Annotated in this window: 17 protein-coding genes; 7 read left to right on the top strand and 10 right to left on the bottom strand. The window is 69.9% G+C overall.

The annotated features are described in order from the left end of the window. Window positions 1–53 precede the first annotated feature (53 nt). The 10 genes from E4191_RS20190 to E4191_RS20145 all read right to left on the bottom strand — a co-directional run bounded on the left by E4191_RS20190 (window position 54) and on the right by E4191_RS20145 (window position 10,286). Window positions 54–914, bottom strand: a complete 861-nt coding sequence (locus E4191_RS20190) for a YsnF/AvaK domain-containing protein (RefSeq protein ID WP_228461883.1) — start codon at window positions 912–914, stop codon at window positions 54–56. Continuing rightward, window positions 904–1,338, bottom strand: coding sequence for a YsnF/AvaK domain-containing protein (locus E4191_RS20185; RefSeq protein ID WP_139616175.1), 435 nt, complete (start codon window positions 1,336–1,338; stop codon window positions 904–906). Before E4191_RS20185 ends, E4191_RS20190 begins: the two co-directional genes overlap by 11 nt. A gap of 248 nt (window positions 1,339–1,586) precedes the next feature. After that, window positions 1,587–3,338 (bottom strand): ABC transporter ATP-binding protein, encoded by a 1,752-nt coding sequence (locus tag E4191_RS20180; protein WP_139616174.1) that lies wholly within the window; start codon window positions 3,336–3,338, stop codon window positions 1,587–1,589. Continuing rightward, a complete protein-coding gene (locus E4191_RS20175) occupies window positions 3,335–4,294 on the bottom strand; it encodes an acetamidase/formamidase family protein (RefSeq protein ID WP_139616173.1) in 960 nt (319 codons plus the stop codon). Before E4191_RS20175 ends, E4191_RS20180 begins: the two co-directional genes overlap by 4 nt. Before the next feature lie 4 nt (window positions 4,295–4,298). Further along, window positions 4,299–5,918, bottom strand: coding sequence for an ABC transporter substrate-binding protein (locus E4191_RS20170; RefSeq protein WP_139616172.1), 1,620 nt, complete (start codon window positions 5,916–5,918; stop codon window positions 4,299–4,301). Window positions 5,919–5,942: 24 nt separating this feature from the next. After that, on the bottom strand, window positions 5,943–6,863 hold the full coding sequence (locus E4191_RS20165; protein WP_139616171.1) for an ABC transporter permease: 921 nt from the start codon (window positions 6,861–6,863) through the stop codon (window positions 5,943–5,945). Next, the gene (locus E4191_RS20160) at window positions 6,863–7,747 is read right to left on the bottom strand and encodes an ABC transporter permease (protein ID WP_139616170.1); all 885 of its coding nucleotides are present in this window, start codon (window positions 7,745–7,747) and stop codon (window positions 6,863–6,865) included. Before E4191_RS20160 ends, E4191_RS20165 begins: the two co-directional genes overlap by 1 nt. Beyond that, window positions 7,740–8,333, bottom strand: coding sequence for an ANTAR domain-containing response regulator (locus E4191_RS20155; RefSeq protein WP_139616169.1), 594 nt, complete (start codon window positions 8,331–8,333; stop codon window positions 7,740–7,742). The genes E4191_RS20160 and E4191_RS20155 overlap by 8 nt, the downstream gene beginning before the upstream one ends. After that, window positions 8,330–9,442 carry a transporter substrate-binding protein gene (locus tag E4191_RS20150; RefSeq protein WP_139616168.1) on the bottom strand — a complete coding sequence of 371 codons (1,113 nt, stop codon included), beginning with the start codon at window positions 9,440–9,442 and terminating at the stop codon, window positions 8,330–8,332. The genes E4191_RS20155 and E4191_RS20150 overlap by 4 nt, the downstream gene beginning before the upstream one ends. 217 nt (window positions 9,443–9,659) lie before the next feature. After that, entirely contained in the window at window positions 9,660–10,286 is a 627-nt protein-coding gene (locus E4191_RS20145; RefSeq protein WP_139616167.1) for an aspartate/glutamate racemase family protein, read from the bottom strand. A gap of 362 nt (window positions 10,287–10,648) precedes the next feature. Here E4191_RS20145 and E4191_RS20140 point away from each other — a divergent pair, with 362 nt between their 5' ends. Genes E4191_RS20140 through E4191_RS20110 form a run of 7 tightly spaced genes read left to right on the top strand, consistent with a single transcriptional unit; the run spans window position 10,649 to window position 17,679 of the window. Further along, entirely contained in the window at window positions 10,649–12,157 is a 1,509-nt protein-coding gene (locus tag E4191_RS20140) for an ABC transporter substrate-binding protein (protein ID WP_228461886.1), read from the top strand. 58 nt (window positions 12,158–12,215) lie between these two features. Next, the gene (locus tag E4191_RS20135; protein ID WP_139616166.1) at window positions 12,216–13,169 is read left to right on the top strand and encodes an ABC transporter permease; all 954 of its coding nucleotides are present in this window, start codon (window positions 12,216–12,218) and stop codon (window positions 13,167–13,169) included. A 4-nt stretch (window positions 13,170–13,173) separates the two neighbouring features. Beyond that, window positions 13,174–14,055 carry an ABC transporter permease gene (locus E4191_RS20130; RefSeq protein WP_139616165.1) on the top strand — a complete coding sequence of 294 codons (882 nt, stop codon included), beginning with the start codon at window positions 13,174–13,176 and terminating at the stop codon, window positions 14,053–14,055. Continuing rightward, window positions 14,042–15,058, top strand: a complete 1,017-nt coding sequence (locus E4191_RS20125) for an ABC transporter ATP-binding protein (protein ID WP_139616164.1) — start codon at window positions 14,042–14,044, stop codon at window positions 15,056–15,058. Before E4191_RS20130 ends, E4191_RS20125 begins: the two co-directional genes overlap by 14 nt. Continuing rightward, window positions 15,055–16,032, top strand: a complete 978-nt coding sequence (locus E4191_RS20120; protein ID WP_139616163.1) for an ABC transporter ATP-binding protein — start codon at window positions 15,055–15,057, stop codon at window positions 16,030–16,032. The genes E4191_RS20125 and E4191_RS20120 overlap by 4 nt, the downstream gene beginning before the upstream one ends. 10 nt (window positions 16,033–16,042) lie before the next feature. After that, window positions 16,043–17,215 carry an amidase gene (locus E4191_RS20115; RefSeq protein WP_331459679.1) on the top strand — a complete coding sequence of 391 codons (1,173 nt, stop codon included), beginning with the start codon at window positions 16,043–16,045 and terminating at the stop codon, window positions 17,213–17,215. Then, on the top strand, window positions 17,212–17,679 hold the full coding sequence (locus tag E4191_RS20110; protein WP_139616161.1) for a RidA family protein: 468 nt from the start codon (window positions 17,212–17,214) through the stop codon (window positions 17,677–17,679). The genes E4191_RS20115 and E4191_RS20110 overlap by 4 nt, the downstream gene beginning before the upstream one ends. The last annotated feature ends 11 nt before the right edge of the window (window positions 17,680–17,690 follow it).

Here is a 17,690-nt window from a genome sequence, read left to right as displayed (position 1 = left end):
CCGGGGGTCGTTCGGACCGGATGCGCCCGGTTCCCCCGGGCGCCCCGCGACGCTTACTTGCGCGTCGGGTTCAGGCCGGTGCGGTCTGCGGCGGTGCGGTCATCCTCGACCTCGACCTCGGTGTGGCGGACCGTGTCGGACACGGTTTCCTGATGCGTGTCGCTGACCTTGCGCAGGGCGATCTCCTCGACCACGCGGGCCTCCTTGGAGACGACGGCTTCTTCCGCATATTCCTCGGCCTCGATGGTGCGGTCCTGGAAGGCCGCCTCGGTGCCGGTTACGGCGCGGTCGACGGGACGACGCTCCAGCTCGACCCGCTCCTCGCGCAGGTTGACCGTCTCGCTGACGGGTTCCTCGACCGTATAGGCGCGGACGCGGACGCGGCCGTGGCTGGTGTCGCGCTTGCCGATGGTCAGCTGCTCTTCCACGACCGGGATGCTGTCCTGGTCGGTGGTCGCGGGCGCGCGGCCGGTGTCGGCCGCCATGCCGCCTGCGGCATAGGGGCTGGATTCGTAGCCGCCCCAGCCTTCCGAGCGCCAGTCGGCCTCGCGGGCGTCCAGATCGATGGTGCCCTCGTCATCCAGGATGTCCAGCACCATGTCGTATTCCGCCGAGGTGAGGTTCGACACCGTCACCAGGCAACCGCCGCGGGACAGGCCCTCGGCATAGGTGTAGCGATCCTCGTCGGGGAAGAAGAAGTCGCTGAGGCTGTCCCAGAACCCCTTGTCCTGCTCGGGTGCACGGCCGGTGGTGGCGGTGTCCGTCGCGCCTTCGGTCATGCGGACCTGGTTGTCCGAGACGCCGGTGCCCTTCAGGCGGTCGACGGCGGCCTGCGCCTCCGCACGGCTGTCGAACATGGCCGAAACCGAGCGGTTCGCTGCGCCGGTCATCGAAGTTTCGTTGTCATAGGTCATCGTGATCATCCTTTGAATGGAGAGGCGCCGTGCCGGTCCCGGCATCGTCGGGACCGAGATGTTCAACATGGGCAGTCTGCCGCCTGACCGACACGGGCACTTCCTGGGTGTCCTGGAAGTCGATGCGCCGGATGTGGATCTCTTCGCGCAGGTAGAGTTCGCGCGTCATCACCATGCGTTCCTCGACCACCGGGACGATGGTCAATTCGCCCTCGGTGGTGATCTCGGGAACCGTGTCGATCCTGCGATCGATGGGCACCCGGACGACATGCACCTCGGTGCCCGACAGTTCGACGGGCAAGCTGCTGTCGACGGTCTCGGTCGTGGTGCTGACGCGCACTCGCCCGGTCATCCGGCGGTCCTTGGTGATCGTCAGCCGCTCCTCGATCAGGGGAAGAACGGCGTCGTCGCGGTCGTCTGCCATGTCGGCCTCCTGTGGTGGCAGTAAACGGATTGGTCTGCCGTTTGTTCCGGCAAGTTCTGCACGGTTTCGGGAGGGCGGGCGAAGCTTCGCCGCCCTGCAATTGCAGGAGGAGCGGGCGGCCTGACGCTCCCGTTCAGGCAGGCGGGCCAAAGAGGGGAGGGCGGGCCCGATCGACCTGCCGCGCGCCTCGGCAGGCCGTGGCCGGGACCGGGGCGCACGGCGTCACGGGCGTCCCGCGCAGGGGCGCGTCAGGCAGCCTCGGGCGCGACGAGATGGCCGTGGCCGATGTCGTGCAGGCGGTGCCGGGCCGGGGGGGTGCCGACGGGATGCAGGGGCGAGGGGATCTCGCCCGCCGGGCGCAGATGGGCGCGGCCCCGGCGGGCGGGGTCGGGGATCGGCACCGCGTCCAGCAGGCGGCGCGTATAGGGATGCTGCGGGTTGCCGAAGATCTGGTCGCGGCTGCCCATCTCGACGATCTGGCCCAGATACATCACCGCCAGCCGGTCGACGATGTTCTCGACCACGGCCATGTCATGGCTGATGAACAGGTAGGACACGCCGGACTGGGCCTTCAGCTCTTCCAGCAGGGCCAGCACGCGGGCCTGCACCGACACGTCCAGCGCGGACACGCTTTCGTCGCAGATGATCAGCCGGGGGCGCAGCGCCAGGGCGCGCGCCACGCAGATGCGCTGGCGCTGGCCGCCGCTGAATTCGTGGGGATAGCGCGACATCTGGTCGGGGGTCAGGCCCACGCGGCGGAACAGGTCCTCGGTCAGGGCGCGGCGTTCGGCAGGGGTGCCGATGCGGTGGATGACCAGCGGCTCGGCCACCGCGTCGCCCACCTTCATGCGCGGGTCCAGCGCCGCCATCGGGTCCTGGAAGACCATCTGGATGTCGCGGCAGATGTCCTTCCGGCCCTGCGCGGTCAGGTCCGACAGGGCGCGGCCCCCGACCTCGATCCGGCCCTGATGGGGCACCAGCCCGGCCAGCGCCTTGGCGACGGTGGACTTGCCGCAGCCGCTTTCGCCGACCAGGCCGAAGGTCTCGCCGGGGCGGATGTCGAAGCTGACGCCCAGGGCCGCATGGACGCGATGCGTGGGGCGGCCGAGGAAGTTCGCGCCGATGTCGAAATGCACGCTGGCCTCGGACAGGCGGGCCACGGGGACGGGCGCCTCGGGCGGCGGCGGGGCGGCGCGCAGGGCCCCGGCGCCCAAGCGCGGCACGGCGGCCAGCAGGTCGCGGGTATAGGCCGCGCGGGGCGCGGCGAAGACCTGCGGGGTGGTGCCCTCCTCGACCCGGCGGCCGGCCTGCATGACCACGACGCGGTCGGCCGTTTCGGCCACCACGCCCATGTCATGGGTGATCAGGATGATGGCGGTGCCGGTCTGGCCCTGCAGGTCGCGCAGCAGGTCCAGCACCTCGCGCTGCACGGTCACGTCCAGCGCGGTGGTGGGCTCGTCCGCGATCAGCAGCGCCGGGCGCAGGGCCAGCGCCATGGCGATCATCACCCGCTGGCGCATGCCGCCCGACAGCTCGTGCGGGTACTGCCCCATGCGCCGTTCGGGTTCCGAGATGCGGACCTGCCGCAGCGCGCCCACCGCCGCCGCCCGGGCCTGCCCGCGCGAGACGGGATCATGGGCGCGGATCGCCTCGGCCAGCTGGGTGCCGATGGTCTGCACCGGGTTGAGCGAGGTCATCGGTTCCTGAAAGATCATCGCCACCTTGGCGCCGCGCAGGGGCCGCATCTGGGATTCCGGCAGGCTCGCCAGATCGGTGCCGTCCAGCACCATCCGGCCCGAGGTGACCGCGACGTTCGGCGGCAACAGCCCCATCAGCGCCAGGGAGGTGATGGATTTCCCCGAGCCGCTTTCGCCCGCGATGGCCAGCACCTCGCCCGCCCGCAGATCGAAGCTGAGATCCTGGACCAGGGGGCGCAGCACCCCCCGGTCCCGGACCGACACGGTCAGCCCCTGCACCGACAGAAGCGGCGTGTCGGTCATTCGAAGACCGCGCGCGGGAAATAGAAGGACACGACCCAGTTGGGCATGTCCACGATCTCCGAGATGCGCAGGTCGCCGCAGGTGGAGACCAGCATATAGGCATCGACGGCCGCCATCCCGTGCTGCGCACAGAGCAGATCGACCATCTGTTCCACCGCCTGCCGCGCCCCGGTCATCAGGTCGGGACCGATCCCGGTCGTCACCTCATATCCCTTGGCATCCAGATGCCGGGTCACGGGGCCGGGCGTGTTAAAGCGCGGCATCTTCAGGTTCGCGCCCTTGACCAGATCCAGCGTCAGGGTGACATCCATCGGGCTTTCGATGGCGGTGCCGCAGACCTCTCCGTCACCCTGCGCCGCATGGGTGTCGCCCACGGAGAAGAGCGCCCCCGCGACCTCGACCGGCAGGTAGAGGACCGTGCCCGTGGCGATGTCGCGGATGTCCAGATTGCCGCCCGTGCGGCGGGGCGGGACGATGGAATGCAGCCCCGGCTCGGCCTGCGCCACGCCGATGGTCCCGGTGAAGGGTTTCAGCGGCACCCGCCCGTGCTGGCCCCACAAGGCGGGGGCCAAGGTCGCGGCGTCATAGCGCCAGATGGTCAGCGCCGGGTCGGTGAACTGGTCCGCCAGCAGCCCGAAGCCCGGGATGTTGGCCGTCCAGCCCCAGGCCGATCCGTCCTGTTCGCGGGGCGCGAAGTGATCCAGCGTGATCTTCAGCGCATCGCCCGGCTCGGCCCCCTCGATGAAGACGGGGCCGGACACGGGGTTGATCTTGCCGAAATCCAGCGCCACCACGTCGGCGACGCTGGAGGACGGGCCAAGCTGGCCCGCCGAGGAATCCTGGCACTGGAACAGGATCGTCGATCCCGGCGCGACGGTCTGGACCGGGGCGATGGAATTGTCCCAGCCAAAGTGATGCTGCGCGCCGTGGATCGTATAGTCGCACTGCTTGCACATGGGGTTACTCGGTCACGTAGACATAGTCGTAGTTCACCGGGATCGAGACCGGATCGACATAGAGCGCGTCCTCGCCGCCCATGCGCGCCGACTTCATCGTGTAGCGCTGTTCGTTGAAGACCGGCACCCAGGGGGCCTGGGCCATCACGTCCTGATAGACCTGCGACCACAGCTCCAGCCGCTCGGGCGAGGCGGGGTCGGTGAAGCTGTCGGCCTCGGTGGCCTTGGCGTCGATCGCCTCGTCGCAGAACTTGGACCAGTTCCAGCCGCCGTCGCCCGCCCCCGCGCAGCCTAGGATCGGGCCGTAGAAGTTCGACGGATCGGGAAAGTCCGCGATCCAGGCCATGCCGCCCGACCAGATCATCGGCGCCTCTCCGGCGCCGCCGGCCTCGATCACGTTGGCCTGCGCCAGGCTGCGGATCTCGACCTCGATTCCGATCTGGGACAGGTCCTGCTGGATGGCCTGCGCGATGCGGGGGTTCGGATCGGTGTTCATCACGTAAAGCTGGGTGGTGAAGCCGTCCGCCAGCCCGGCCTCGGCCAGCTTGGCTTTCGCACCTTCGACGTCATGGGCAAAGCCCGCGAAGCCCTCGGTATACGCGGGCATCGAGGGGGGCAGGGGCTGTGTGGCGGGCACGGCGCGGCCGTTGATGACCTGGACGATGCGCTCCTTGTTGATGGCCATGTTGACGGCCTCGCGCACGGCCAGCTGGTCGAAGGGTTCGACGCCCACGTTCAGCGTGATGTAGCCGGTGTGCAGCTGGCCGCCCTCGACCACGCGCGCGGCCTGGTCGGGATCATCCATCACCTCCTGGAACTTGGCCGGAGGGATGCCGTCGCCGGGCACGTCGACCTCGCCCTGCTGCAGGCGCAGCAGCGCCACGATGGGCTCTTGGCCCACCTCGAAGGTGATGCCGTCCAGATAGGGGACGCCGTCGCGCCAGTAATCGGCGTTCTTCTCGAAGGTCAGGCGCTGGCCGATGGTCCATTCCGCCAGGGTGAAGGCGCCGGTGCCGACGGGGTTCTTGCCGAAATCGGCGCCGAACTCCTCGACCGCCTCCTGCGGCACGACCGAGGCGAAGTTCAGCGCCATGACATGGAGGAAGGTCGCATCGGGGCGCGACAGGGTGATGCGGACGGTCAGCGGGTCCATGACCTCGACCCCCGACAGGCTGTCGGCCTCGCCCGCCGAGACCGCGTCGAAACCCGCGATCGAGGCGAAGAAGCCCGCGCCGGGCGATTGGGTTTCCGGGTCGGTGACGCGGTCCAGCGAGTACTTCACGTCCTCGGCCGTCATCTCGCGGCCGTTGTGGAAGGTCACGCCCTGGCGCAGGGTGAAGGTGAAGACGGTGCCGTCCTCGGACACCTCATAGCTTTCGGCCAGGCCGGGGCGCAGTTCCGTGGTGCCGGGGACATAGTCCATCAGCCCGTCGAACAGCGACTTGATCATCGACCAGTTCTGCCAGTCATAGCCGATGGCCGGGTCCAGGGTCGCCACGTCGTCCTTGTAGGTGACGGTGATCATGCCGCCGGGCACGGCCGCCGGATCGGGGGTATAATCCTGCGCCAGGGCGGGCAGGGCCAGCGCGGCGATCAGGGCAGAGGAACAGAGCAGCTTTTTCATGATGTTTCCTGTCGGTTGGTGGACTTACCGCATCTTGATGCGCGGATCGATGAAGGGAGTGACGATGTCGGCCAGCAGGTTGCCCAGCACGATGGCGGTGGCGGAGACCATCGTGACCCCCATGATGATCGGAATGTCGACGCGCTGGATCGCCTGCCAGGCCAGTTGCCCGATGCCGGGCCAGCCGAAGACGCTTTCCACGACGACCAGCCCGCCCATGAAGATGCCGATGTCGATGCCGATCATGGCGATGATCGGCAGGATGGCGTTGGGCAGGGCGTGGTGGAACAGCACGCGGCCCCGCGTCAGGCCCTTGGCGCGGGCGGTGCGGATGTAATCCTGACGCAGCACCTCGATCATCGAGGACCGCATCATCCGCGAATACCAGCCCGACCCCATGATCCCAAGCGTCAGCGCGGGAAGGACCAGATGCGCCGCCGTCCCATACCCGCCGATGGGGAACCAGCCCAGCTGCACCGCGAAGACATAGAGCAGCAGCAGCCCCACCACGAATTGCGGAGCGGACACGGCGACGAAGCTGGTCACCATCAGCCCCTGATCCAGCGGCCGCCCGCGAAAGATCGCGGCGATCACGCCAAGGGTCAGGCCGATCAGCAGCTCGGCCGCGATCCCCCCCGCCATCAGCAGCAGGGACGCGGGCAGGCGGGCGGCGATCAGCGACGAGACCTCGGTCTTCTGCAGATAGCTGCGGCCCATGTCGCCCTGCACCAGCCCGGCCAGATAGCGCCCGTATTGCACCAGCAGCGGCTGATCCAGACCCAGCTGGGCGCGGATGTTCTCGACCGTCTGCGCGGTGGCGGAGCGCCCGGCGATCTGGCGCACCGGATCGGCGGGCAGCACATAGAGCAGCACGAAGGTGATGAAGCTGACGCCCAGCAGGATCAGCAGGGCGGCCACCACGCGGCGGAACAGGTATCCGGCCATCAGTCGCGCCCCCGCTGCGTCGGGTCCAGCACGTCGCGCAGCGCGTCGCCCACCAGATTGAAGGCCAGCGCCAGCAGCAGGATCGCCGCGCCGGGGATGAAGACCAGCCAGGGCGCGGCCTGGAAATAGGTCTGGTTCTCGAAGATGATGTTGCCCCAGCTGGGGGTGGGGGGCTGCACGCCGACCCCCAGAAAGCTGAGCGTCGCCTCCAGCAGCACGGTGACGGAAATGCCAAGCGTGCCCCACACGATCAGCGTCGGCACCAGATGCGGCAGGATGTGGCGGAAGAGGATGCGCGCCCCCGAGGCGCCAAGCGTGCGCTCGGCGGCGATGAACTCGCGTTCGGCCAGGCTGGTGGTCTCGGTATAGACGACGCGGGCGGTCTGGACCCAGTTCACCAGCGCGATCACCATGGCCACGATCCACAGCGAGGGCTGGAAGATCGCCGCCAGGCAGATCGCCAGCAGCAGCGCGGGAAAGGCCATCATCAGGTCGGTGAAGCGCATCAGCACCGCGCCCACCCATCCGCGCACAAAGCCCGCCGTCAGCCCGACCAGCGTGCCGATGATCAGCGCCGCGCCATTCGCGACGATGCCGATGATCAGCGAGGTCCGCGCGCCGTAGAGGATCCGGCTGAACAGGTCGCGGCCCAGCAGGTCGGTGCCCATCAGGAAGTCGCCGCCCGGCGGCATGGGGGCGCCCTGCAGGGTCAGCCCCTCGAACAGCTGCTCGTTGGGGCCGTGGCGCACGATCCACGGGGCCAGCAGCGCGCCGCCGACGACCAGCGCGATGATCGCCAGCCCGAACAGCGCCAGCCTGCGGCGCAGCAGACGGCGCAGCGCGCCCGCCGGGGCGACGGGGGCCAGGGGGGTGGCGTCAGCCATGATCGGCCTCCTGCGCCTGAGCCAGGGCCACGATGCGTTCGGCCGCATCCTCGAAGCTGACGCGCCAAGCCATCGCCATGCCGCGCAGCTGGTCATAGGCGGCATCCTCGGTCTTGCCGCGCGCGGCCAGCAGGGCCACAGCGCGCACCACCGTCTGGCGCTGGCCCAAGCGGCGGCGCAGGCTGTCGATGCGGTCGGCCATCTCGGCCCGCGCATCGAAGGTGGCCCGCGCGATCAGCAGCGCGGAATAGACCCCGCCGGTGCCCACGGGCTTGAGGATCTGCGCATCCGCGCCGAAATTCATCAGCCATTCGATCCGCCCCGGCGCCTCGGATCCGACCAGCGCGACGGTGGGCATCGGCGCCTGCCCGGGCGCCCAGGGGAACTGGTCCTCGTGCGCGGTGTCGACATCCAGGAACAGGTAGTCGGCCCCGCGCGCGGCGGCGGGCAGTTCGGGCCAATGTGCCTCGATGTGCAGGCCGATGGCCTCCAGCTGGCGGGTCAGGGCCGCGACGGTCGCATGCGGGCGGTGCAGGATCGCGGCCCGCGCGCCGCCCAGATCGGGGATCTGCAGCCGCCGTGTCATGTCACCACCCGCAGCGCCGGGGGCGCCTCGCGCCCGGGGGTCAGCCCGAGGGTCAGGTAGGGGTCGCCCTCGATCGGGGCCATGCTCCGCAGGGGCACGAAGGCGCCGTCGCGGACCTGTGCGATGGCCACGGGCAGGCGGGTGTGATGGGTCCGCGGGCTGAGGCCCATCGCCGCCGCGCGGGGCAGGGCCAGCAGCCGCGACAGGGGCAGCGCCTCGGCTCCGGGGCGATGGCTCAGAAGCCGCGCCAGCATCATGACCGAGGCATGCGCCGCCGCCTCCAGCGAGGATCCGAACGCCTGCCCGCGCGCGTCCTCGGGCCGCAGTGGCGGCATGCCCCGGAACCACGGCCCGGCCGCGATCACCCCCTCGGCGGCGGCGCCGATGGCGGGCAGCTCGCATTCCGTCAGGTTGCAGGACAGGATCGGGCACTGGCCCGCGGCAAAGGCCGGGTCGCGCGCCCGCAGCCCGGCCATCGCCTGCAGGAAGGCGTATTGCGACGGGCCGATCAGCTGGTTCAGCACGAAATCGGGGCGCAGGTCGGCGATCTCGTCCACGATCCGCGACACCTCGGTCGAGCCGAGCGGCAGGTAGCGTTCGCCCAGCACCTCGCCCCCGGCCCGCATCCCGATCTCGCGGGCCAGGCGGTTCATCTCCCACCCCCAGATGTAGTTCGATCCGGTCAGGTAGCTGCGCGTGCCGTACTGGGCGAAGGCATGGTCCAAGAGCGGCAGCAGGTGCTGGTTGGGGCAGGCATGGGTATAGACCACGCGGTCCGAGGCCTCGAACCCCTCGTAGGGCACCGGATACCACAGCGCGCCGTCCATCCGTTCCAGCGAGGGGATGACCTCCTTGCGGCTCCACGAGGTGGTGCAGCCGATGACATGGCGGGCGGTGCTGGTGGCGAAGATCTGCTCGCAGAGCGGTGCATAGGCGTCGACATTGCCCTGCGGGTCGCGTTCGACCGGGCGGAAGGCGATGTCGAACTGCGGATCGCCGTTGACCTGCGCGACCGCCTTGAGGGCGCCGGTGCGGCTGGCCTCGCCCAACAGGCCATATGTCCCCGAGCGCGAGAACAGAAGGCCAAGGTCGATGCTGCGTGTCGCCACGGGGGTCCCTCAACGAGAAACGCCCCGCGGATCCCGGCGCCTGAAAGAGGGGGCGCGTTGCGGGATCGCGGGGCGTGATTGCCGGTTATGTCGCCTTGGAGTTCCGCATGGGGCAGGGGCGGCTGTCAACGAAAAGCGCGGGGCGGGGCAGGGGGTGTACGGTCCTTGTCGGGCTTTCTGCCCGATTTTCGGGCAGAGGGGGCGGTCGGTCGGGCGGTCAGCCGGCGTCGAGGCGCGCCTGCAGAAGGCGCGCCGCCGCCTGCAGGGGCTGGACCAGCGGCACCGGGCTGCGCGGGGACAAGCGGAGGGCGGCCTCGGCCAGGGGACCGCCGCCGATGATGACCGCTTGCGCCCCCGCCTTGGCCGCGCGCCGCACCGCCGCCAGCAGGGCCGCGTCCAGCGCGGGCGGATCGGCCAGCAGGTCGCGCATCGTCCCGTCGGTCAGGAAGCAGCCCAGATAGCGGCCCGGGCCGGCCGCCGTCATCAGCGCGTCGATGCGATCGGCCAGGGCGGGGGTCGTGGTGGCCACGGCGAAGGCCCGGCCTCCGGCCCCCGCGGCACCCGCCGCCGCGGCGCCGATGCCCAGGACCGGCACCGTCAGCCGCGCGGCCAGATCCTGCGCGCCAGGATCCCCGAAGGCCGCGACGATCACGCCCCGGCAGCCCTGCGGCGGGGTCAGGGCGGCGACCAGTCGCGCTGCCGCATCCAGCTGGGCCGGGGTCTCGATCACCCCCGGCCCCTCGGGGGCGGTCCAGCCCCGAAGATGCGGCAGGACGGGGGCCAGGATGGCGCACATCGCGCGGGTCGTGGCCGTGGTGCTGTTGGGGTTTGCCAGCAGAATCATCGCGGCCAGGGCTCCTGTCGGTCGGGGGCGGCCCGATGCGGGACGCAGAATCCCCGCGCCGTCCAGAGGCTGCGGCCCCAAAGGGGCGTGGATCATCGCCTTGCGCCATTTGTCGGCAATCTGGTCCGCATTTGGGCAGCAATGCGGCTTTTTCCGACTGGCCCCCGCCGGCTGTGCCCTTCCGGCATGCATCCCGGCGCGGGGCGGGCAAGCTGCCCCAAGTGAATTCGGGCAGACACGACCTGGACCCAAGAGGGAGAACGACCTTGCTTCATCTGAGAAAAGGCCTCGCCGCGCTGGCGCTTTCGGTGGCGGTGCTGGGCGGGCAGGCCGCCGTCGCGCAGGGCACGCTGCGCATCGGCATGACGGCCGCCGACATTCCGCTGACCACCGGCCAGCCCGATCAGGGCGGCGAGGGGATGCGGTTCATCGGCTACACGGTCTATGACGCGCTGATCAACTGGGACCTGACGCAGGGCGACGGACCCTCGGGGCTGGTGCCCGGGCTTGCGACGGAATGGTCCGCCGACGAGGAGGACCGCACCCGCTGGACCTTCACGCTGCGCGAGGGCGTGACCTTCCATGACGGCAGCCCCTTCACCGCCGAGACGGTGGTCTGGAACTTCGACAAGCTGCTGGACGAGGGGTCCGAGCAGTACGACCCCCGCCAGTCGGCGCAGGGCAAGTCGCGCATGCCGGCGGTCGCCAGCTATCGCGCCATCGACGACCTGACGCTGGAGATCATCACCACCGAACCCGACGCCACGCTGCCCTATCAGCTGGCCTGGGTGATGATGTCGTCGCAGGCCAACTGGGAGGCGATGGACAAGGACTGGGAAAAGGTCGCGGCCAGCCCGTCCGGCACCGGCCCGTGGAAGCTGGAGACCTTCGTGCCTCGCGAACGGGCCGAGCTGGTGCCCTTCGAGGAGTACTGGGACGACACCCGCATCCCGCAGCTGGACCGCCTGGTGCTGATCCCGCTGCCGGAATCGAACGCGCGTTCGGCCGCGCTGATGTCGGGGCAGGTGGACTGGATCGAGGCGCCCGCGCCCGACACGATCCCCGCGATGGAGGGCAACGGCTTTGCCATCACCTCGAACGCGCTGCCGCACAACTGGACCTGGCATCTCAGCCGGACCGAGGATTCGCCCTGGAACGACATCCGCGTGCGCAAGGCCGCGAACCTGGCCATCGACCGCGAGGCGATGGGCGCGCTGCTGGGCGGGCTGATGATCCCGGCCAAGGGCTTCGTCACCCCGGAATCGCAATGGTTCGGGGAACCGACCTTCGACATCACCTATGACCTGGAGGCCGCGCAGGCGCTGATGACCGAAGCCGGCTTCGGTCCCGACAACCGGCTGGCGGTCAAGGCGCTGATCTCGCCCTCGGGTTCTGGCCAGATGCTGCCGCTGCCGATGAACGAATACATCCAGCAGTCGCTGGCCGAGGCCTGGATCGACGTCGAGTTCATGGTCGTCGAGTGGAACCAGATGATCAACCTGTGGCGCGCAGGCGCCGCCGATCCGGCGGTCGAGGGGTCGCAGTCGATCAACTTCACCTATTTCATCCAGGATCCGTTCACCGGCTTCATCCGGCATCTGGATTGCGACCTGATCGCGCCCAACGGCACCAACTGGGGCCATTACTGCGACGACGAGATGCAGTCCCTGTTCGAGGAGATCAAGACGACCTTCGACCAGACCGAGCAGGACGAGGTGCTGCGCCGCACGCACGAGAAGTTCGTCGACGACGCGCTGTTCCTGATGGTGACCCACGATGTCGCGCCGCGCGCCATGTCGCCCCGGGTGCAGGGCTATGTCCAGGCGCAGAACTGGTACCAGAACTTCTCGTCCATCACGATGGCCGACTGATCCGTGACACCCGCCGCCCTCCGGGATCTCCGGGGGGCGGCACAGCCAGGAACGCGATGTGCTCAGCTATTTTCTCAGGCGGTTGATCCTTGTGCTGCCGGTGGCCTTCGGGGTGTCGGTGGTGTGCTTTCTGCTGGTGCAGATCGCGCCGGGCGATCCGCTGACCGCCATCATGCCGGTCGATGCCACCGCCGAGCAGCAGGAGGCGATGCGCGCCGCCTACGGCTTGGACAAGCCGGTGCCGGTGCAATACCTGATCTGGGTCGGCAACCTGCTGCAGGGCGAGATGGGCCGGTCCATCGCCAGCGGCCGGCCCGTCGCCGACGAGGTCTTCGGCGCAGTCGGCAACTCGCTGCTGCTGGCCGCCGCCGCCGCCGCGATCGCCTTTCCCATCGGGACCTTCCTGGGCTTTCTGGCCGGGTACTATCGCGACACGCTGCTGGACCGGGCGGTGACGGCGCTGTCGATCACCGGCGTCTCGGTGCCGAACTACTGGCTGGGGATCGTGCTGGTCATCATCTTCTCGGTCAACCTGGGCTGGCTGCCCTCGATGGGGGCGGGGCCGGGCGGGTCGCAGGACTGGTCCTGGGACTGGGCGCACATGCGCCATCTGGTCCTGCCCGCGGTGACGCTGGCCGTGGTGCCCATCGGCATCGTGGCGCGCACCGTGCGCGCCCTGGCGGGCGACATCCTGTCGATGGACTTCGTGCAGGCGCTGTATGCCAAGGGCATGAGCCGGGCCGACGTGCTGCGCCATGTCGCGCGCAACGCCGCCGCCACCGCGCTGTCGGTCATGGGGCTGCAGCTGGGCTACCTGCTGGGCGGGTCGATCCTGATCGAGACGGTCTTCAACTGGCCCGGATCGGGGTTCCTGCTGTCCAACGCCATCTTCCAGCGCGACCTGCCGCTGCTGCAGGGCACGATCCTGGTGCTGGCCATGTTCTTCGTCGCCATGAACCTGATCGTGGACGTGGCGCAGGCCGCCATCGACCCCCGCATCAAGAGGAGCTGAGCGCATGGTGCAGGTGACAACCGACATCCCCGTCGTCCCGCCCGCCGAGCGCGGCTACTGGTCTGGGGTGCTGTCGCGGCTGCGGCACGATCCGGTGGCGATGGTCTGCTTGGCGATCCTGTCGGCGCTGGTCCTGTCGGCGGCCTTCGCGCCCTGGCTGGGGCTGGCCGATCCCTATCGCGGCAGCATGATCGCCCGGCTGGCCGCCCCCGGCACGCCCGGCCATCTGCTGGGCACGGACGAGCAGGGCCGCGACATGCTGGCCCGGCTGATCTATGGCGGCCGGCTGACGCTGTTCATCGGGCTGATGCCGGTGGTGCTGGCCTTCTTCATCGGCGGCACGTTGGGCATCATCGCGGGCTATGTCGGCGGCATCACCAACACGATCATCATGCGGGTCGTGGACGTGTTCTTCGCCTTCCCCTCGGTCCTCTTGGCGATCGCCATCTCGGGCGCGCTCGGCGCGGGGGTGCTCAACAGCCTGGTGTCGCTGACCATCGTCTTCATCCCGCCGGTGACGCGGGTGGCCGAGGCGGTGACCTCGGGCGTGCGGTCCCTGGACTACATCGACGCGGCGCGGGCCTCGGGGGCCAATGCGCTGACGGTGATCCGGGTGCATGTGATCGGCAACGTGCTGTCGCCGATCTTCGTCTATGCGACCTCGCTGACCTCGGTCTGCATGATCCTGGCGGCCGGCCTGTCCTTCCTGGGCATCGGCGTGCGCCCGCCCGAGCCCGAATGGGGGCTGATGCTGAACACGCTGCGCAGCGCCATCTATGTGAACCCCTGGCTGGCGGCGCTGCCCGGCGTGATGATCTTTGCCACCTCGCTGTGCCTCAACCTGCTCAGCGACGGCCTGAGGAGTGCGATGAATGTCCGCGACTGACACGAAACCCCTGCTGAGCGTGCGCGACCTGAAGAAGCACTTTCCCATCAAGGGCGGCATCCTGGGCCGCACGCAGGCGGTGGTCCAGGCCGTGGACGGCGTCAGCTTCGACGTCCGCGCGGGCGAGACGCTTGGCATCGTCGGTGAATCCGGTTGCGGGAAGTCCACCACCGCGAAACTGCTGATCGGGCTGGTGGACCGGGACGAGGGCGACATCGTGCTGGGCGACAAGACGCTTGGCCGCGACATCAGCCTGCGCGCGCTGCGCCGCGACATCCAGATGGTGTTCCAAGACAGCTATGCGTCCCTGAACCCGCGCATGACCATCCTGGACAGCATCGCCTTCGGCGCCCGCGTGCAGGGGTTGGACGACCCGGTGGGCCGGGCGCGGCGGCTGATGGCGCGCGTGGGGCTGGACCCCGAGCGCTTCGCCGGGCGCTATCCGCACGAGCTGTCGGGCGGCCAGCGCCAGCGCATCAACATCGCCCGCGCGCTGGTCATGTCGCCCAAGGTCGTGGTGCTGGACGAGGCGGTCTCGGCGCTGGACAAGTCGGTCGAGGCGCAGGTGCTGAACCTGCTGGCCGACCTGCGCGCCGAATTCGGGCTGACCTACATCTTCATCAGCCATGATCTGAACGTGGTGCGCTATATCTCGGACCGAATCCTGGTCATGTATCTGGGCGAGGTCGTCGAACTGGCCCCGGTCGATGCCATCTGGAGCGAGCAGGCCCATCCCTACACGCGTTCGCTGTTCTCGGCGATGCCCTCGATGGACCCCGACAACCGCACCGAGAAGCCGCCTTTGACCGGCGATCCGCCGAACCCGATCGGCCCGCCGCCGGGCTGCCGGTTCCACACCCGCTGCGCCTTCGCCGCCGATGTCTGCAAGGTCCGGCACCCGGCCCTGGGGCCGATGCGCGCGGGCTCGGCGCATTGGGTGGCCTGCCATCTGCATGATGCGTCCTCGGGCCATCCGCGCGCCGGGCAGGGGGTGCCCGCATGACGCCGCTGCTGCAGATCCGCGACCTGAACGTGCGCTTCAAGGGCGGGCGCACCGTCCATGCCATCAACGACCTGTCCCTGACCCTGATGCCCGGAGAGACGCTGGCCCTGCTGGGCGAAAGCGGATCGGGCAAGAGCGTGACGCTGAAGACCCTGCTGCGGCTGCTGCCGGAAAAGCGCACCGACCTGTCCGGGGAGATCGACTTCGACGGGACCGACATCATGACGCTGTCGGGCCGCACCCTGCGCGCCTATCGCGGCGGCGACGTGTCGATGATCTTCCAGGATCCGGGGCTGGCGCTGGACCCGGTCTATACCGTGGGCCAGCAGATCGCGGAGACCGTGATGCGCCACAAGGGCGTCAGCCGCGAGGATGCGATGGAGGTGGCGCTGGACATGCTGCACCGCGTCCGCATCCCGTCGGCCGAGCGGCGGCTGAAAAGCTATCCGCACGAGCTGTCGGGCGGCATGCGCCAGCGGGTGATGATCGCGCTGGCCCTGGCCTGCCGCCCGCGCCTGCTGCTGGCGGACGAGCCGACGACGGCGCTGGACGCGACCGTGCAGATCCAGATCCTGCTGCTTCTGCGCGAACTGCAGGCGGAGTTCGGCATGGGGGTGATCTTCGTCACCCATGACATCGGCGTCGCGGTCGAGATCTCGGAACGCATCGCCATCATGTATGCGGGCCAGATCGTCGAGGAGGGCACCACCCGCGAGGTGATCCGCAACCCTCAGCATCCCTACACGCGCGGGCTGCTGGCCGCGAACCTGCACGACGTGGCGCGCGGGCAGCGGCTGGACGCGATCCCCGGCGCGCCCCCCTCGCTGGAGGTGCGGCCCGACAGCTGTTCCTTCGCGCCGCGCTGCCCGCTGGTGCTGCCCGCCTGCCGCGAGGCGCTGCCGCCGATGCAGTCGCCCGCGCCGCGCCGCCGCGTGGCCTGCCTGCGGGCGGGCGAGCCCCTGGCCGCCGAGTAGGCCGATGACGATGCGCGACGACCCCTTCGGCGCCTTCATGCCCTATCCGCCCGTCCCCGTGGCCCATGCGGCCGACGGGCCGCTGGCCGGGCTGACGCTGGCGGTCAAGGACATCTTCCATGTCGCGGGCCATCGCACCGGGGCGGGCTGTCCGAGCTGGCTGGCGCAAAGCCCGGTCCATGACGCCACGGCGCCCGCCGTGCAGACGCTGCTGGACGCGGGCGCGCGGTTCGTGGGCAAGACCCATACCGACGAGCTGGCTTGGTCCATGTACGGCATGAACGCGCATTTCGGCACGCCGGTGAACCCCGCCGCGCCCGGGCGGATCCCGGGGGGATCGTCCTCGGGTTCGGCGGTGGCGGTGGCGGGGGGGTTGGCCGACATCGCCATCGGCTCGGACACGGGCGGGTCGGTGCGCGCACCTGCCAGTTTCTGCGGCATCTGGGGATGGCGGCCCACGCATGGTCTGATCCCGATGGCCGGCGCGATGGCGCTGGCCCCCAGCTTCGACGCCTGCGGGATCTTCGCCCGCGACGGCGCCACCCTGGCGCTGGCGGCGGCGGCGGTGCTGGACCGGGACGCGGCCCCGCTGACGGCGCCCCGGCTGCTGGTGCCGCGCGACATGCTGGCGCTGCTGGGACCGGCGGCGCAACGCATCTGGCAGCAGGGCTTCGGCGCGCTGTCCGCCCGCGAGGTGACGGTCTATCCCGACGGGGTCGAGGTCGCCTATGCCACCTTCCTGACCGCCGTGATGGCGGATGCGAAGGAGACGATCCTGCCCTTCATCCGGCAGTCCCGCATGCCCCTGGTGCGCGGCATCGACGGGCGGGCCGATGCCGCCGAGGCGCTGACGCCCGATCAGATCGCGGACGGGCGCGCGTCCCGCGACGCCTTCGCCGCCCATCTGGACCGGCTGCTGGCCCGCAGCGGCGTCCTGCTGGCGCCGGTGGTGCAGGATGCGCCCTTCCGGCTGGATGCGCCGGTCGAGGTCTTCGACCGCTTCCGCCACGAGGCGCAGCGGCTTCTCTGCGTGGCGGGCATGGCGAGGCTGCCGCAGGTGGTCTTTCCGGCGGGATGGATCGACGGGGCGCCCTTCGGGCTGTCCCTGATCGGGCCGCGCGGATCGGACCTGTCGCTGATCGCGCTGGCCCAGGAGCTGACGAGCCTCAAGGAGACCCCATGACCGACTGCCCCATCGAAACCCGCCTGACCGCGCTTGGCCTGGCGCTGCCGCCGTCGGCGCCCTCGCGCGCGCTGTTCCTGCCCGGCAAGATCACCGGCAACCTGCTGTTCCTGTCGGGCCAGATCTGCGAATGGGAGGGGGTGCCGCGCTATCTGGGGCCTGTCGGGCCTGGCTTCGATCGTGCCCAGGGGCAGGAGGCCGCGCGGATGTGCGCGCTGAACCTGCTCTATTCCATCCGCGCGGTGGCGGGGTCGCTGTCGCGCGTGGCGCAGGTGGTGCGGGTGGGCGGCTTCGTCGCCGCCCCGCCGGGCTATGGCGAGGGGCCGTTCGTCGTCGACGGCGCCTCGCAGCTGTTCATCGACCTGTGGGGGGATGCCGGGCGGCATGCGCGCACGGCGGTCAACGTGGCCTCTCTGCCCGCCAATGCGCTGGTCGAGATCGAGGCCGTGGTCGAACTGGCCTGACGCCGCAACCC

This window comes from Paracoccus liaowanqingii (genome assembly GCF_004683865.2).
GTDB classification, from domain to species: domain Bacteria; phylum Pseudomonadota; class Alphaproteobacteria; order Rhodobacterales; family Rhodobacteraceae; genus Paracoccus; species Paracoccus liaowanqingii.
The sequence above is the reverse complement of the archived record's forward strand: the minus strand, read 5'-3'. Positions and strand labels throughout refer to the sequence as shown.